At 72.0% G+C, this 2,468-nt stretch carries 1 protein-coding gene and 1 pseudogene; one reads left to right on the plus strand and one right to left on the minus strand.

The window, feature by feature from the left end; all coding sequences use genetic code 11:
* Positions 1-149: 149 nt before the first annotated feature.
* Positions 150-1,160: an ABC transporter substrate-binding protein gene (locus tag ACWJ6R_RS34560; protein WP_449066244.1), complete on the minus strand. Its 1,011-nt coding sequence runs from the start codon at positions 1,158-1,160 to the stop codon at positions 150-152.
* A 232-nt stretch (positions 1,161-1,392) separates the two neighbouring features.
* Between ACWJ6R_RS34560 and ACWJ6R_RS34565 the strand changes: the two are divergent.
* Positions 1,393-2,330, plus strand: a pseudogene (locus ACWJ6R_RS34565) (FecCD family ABC transporter permease).
* Positions 2,331-2,468 lie beyond the last annotated feature (138 nt).

Genomic DNA, 2,468 nt, shown 5'->3' on the forward strand with positions numbered 1-2,468 from the left:
GGGACCGCATTCATCCCCGGCCTGAAGGCCGAGGCCTTCTGCGGACCTGCGGTAAATCAAGACCGGACGGCGGAAGGCCATCTTTCGGTGGTCTTTCATACGGAAAAGCCCGGCACCCGAACGGTGCCGGGCTCGCCCGCGGGACGCGGTCAGCCGGCCTTGGCCGGGTCCACCTCGAAGATCTTCGCCAGGTCGTCCAGGATGACGTGGGCGCCCTGGAGGCCGACGGCCGCCATCCAGGTGGTGTCGTCGACCACGTGCTGCTCGCCCTTGAGCTTGCCCCAGAGCGGGTTGGTCTGGAACTTCTTCTTGATCGCCTCGACCTCGGGGTCCGCGTAGGAGACGACGAAGATGTGGTCGGCGTCGAGCTGCGGGATGTTCTCCTCGCTGATCGGAACCATGATCGTCTCAGTGGTGGTCGGCTGGCCCTCGGGACGCGGGAAGCCGACGTCCTTGAGCACCAGGCCGGAGTAGGAGTTCTCCACGTACAGGCGGACGGTCGGCTCACCGGCGAAGCGGGCGACGGAGACCGTGGGCATCTCGCCCTCCTTGGCCTTGATCGCCTCACCGATCTTCGCGGCGCGGTCCTTGTAGTCCTTGAGCCGGGTCTCGGCCAGCTCCTCCTTGCCCAGGGCCTGGCCCATCAGCCGGAGGTTCTCCGGCCAGATGGCGCCGGTGGTCTCGCTGAACACCGTCGGCGCGATCTGGGTGAGCTTGTCGTACAGCGCCTCGTGGCGGATCTTCGCCGAGACGATCAGGTCGGGCTTGAGCGCGATGATCTGCTCCAGGCTCGGCGCCTCCAGGGTGCCGACCGGCTTGATGTCCTGCGCCTGGTCCATGACCGGGGCCAGGTAGTCGGGGAGCTTCTCGTCGATCCCCCGGTAGACGGTGTAGCCGACGACCTCGGTGTCCAGCGTGAGCACCGCGTCGACGAAGCTCTGGTCGAGCGCGACGACCCGCTTGGGCTGCGCCGGGATCTCGGTCTCGCCCATGGCGTGCTTCACCGTCCGCGGATACGCCGCGCCGCCCGCGGCGGGCGCCGAGGGGGCCGCGCCGGTCGTGCCGGCCTCCGTACCGGAGGTGTCCGCCCCGCAGGCCGCGAGTCCGAGAGACAGTACGGCTCCCGCCACACTCACGGTCAGCGTACGCAACGCTCTCATCTGGAGATCCTCTCAGGCAGGTAAGGCTAACCTCATTTAGCTTAGCCATGCCTAAACTGGCATACTCGGAGCGGTTCCGGCAAACGACCGGTGGACGAAAGGGGTGCAGGTGAGCACAGCGGTAGCCGCGGCGCGGCCGCCGTCCACCGGTCGCGCGCGGACGCTCCAGGCCCGCCGGGGACGCCTCCTGCTCGTCCTGGCCGGGCTGTCCGCCGCCCTCGCCGCGGCGGTCGTGCTGAGCATCGCGATCGGCGCCAAATCCGTCCCGCTCGCCGACGTCTGGCACGGGCTCACCGGGCCGACCGGCACCGAGAACGACATCATCGTCCGCTCGCTGCGGCTGCCCAGGACCGCGCTCGGCATCCTGGCCGGGGTCGCGCTCGGCGTCGCGGGCGCGCTCATGCAGGGCCACACCCGCAACCCCCTGGCCGATCCCGGGCTGCTCGGCGTCACCCAGGGCGCGGCGTTCGCGATGGTGCTGAGCATCATGGTCCTGGGCGCCACCGGCCTCTACTCCTACGTCTGGTTCGGCATGGCGGGCGCGCTGGTCGCCAGCGTGGGCGTCTTCGCGCTCGGCATGGTCGGCGGGCGCGGCGGGCCCACCCCGGTCACCCTGGCCCTGGCCGGCACCGCCGTCAGCGCCTTCCTCTACGGCCTCACCTCGGCCCTCGTGCTCGCCGACGACCAGGCCATGGACGTCTTCCGGTTCTGGCAGACGGGGTCCATCGCCGCGCGCGCGCCGAGACCGCCTGGCAGGTGCTGCCGCTCATCGCCGCCGGCCTGGTCCTGGCGCTCGTCAACGCCCCCGGCCTCAACGCGCTCTCCCTGGGCGAGGACGTCGCCCGCTCCCTCGGCCGGAACATCGCGCTGACCCGCACGGTCGGCGTCGCCGCGGTCACCCTGCTCACCGGCGGCGCGGTCGCGGCCTGCGGCTCGCTCGCCTTCGTCGGCCTGATGGTCCCGCACCTGGTCCGCCCCCTGTCCGGCCCGGACCACCGCTGGCTGCTGCCGTACTCCGGGCTGGCCGGCGCGATCGCGCTCCTCTCGGCCGACGTGGTCGGCCGGGTCGTCGCCCGCCCCGGCGAACTGGAGGTCGGCGTCGTGCTCGCCCTGATCGGTGCGCCGTTCTTCGTCGCCCTCGTCCGCCGCAGGAAGCCGGTGCGCCTGTGACCCTCCTCCCCGACGGCCTCCCCGACGGCCTCCCGGAAGGCCCTCCCGGCGGCCTGCGCGACCGCCTCTCCGAAGGCCCTCCCGGCGGCCTCCCCGACGGCGCCGGGGCGTCCCCCGCCCGCCTGCGGCTCCCGCACG

The sequence above is a fragment of the Planomonospora algeriensis genome (genome assembly GCF_977012225.1).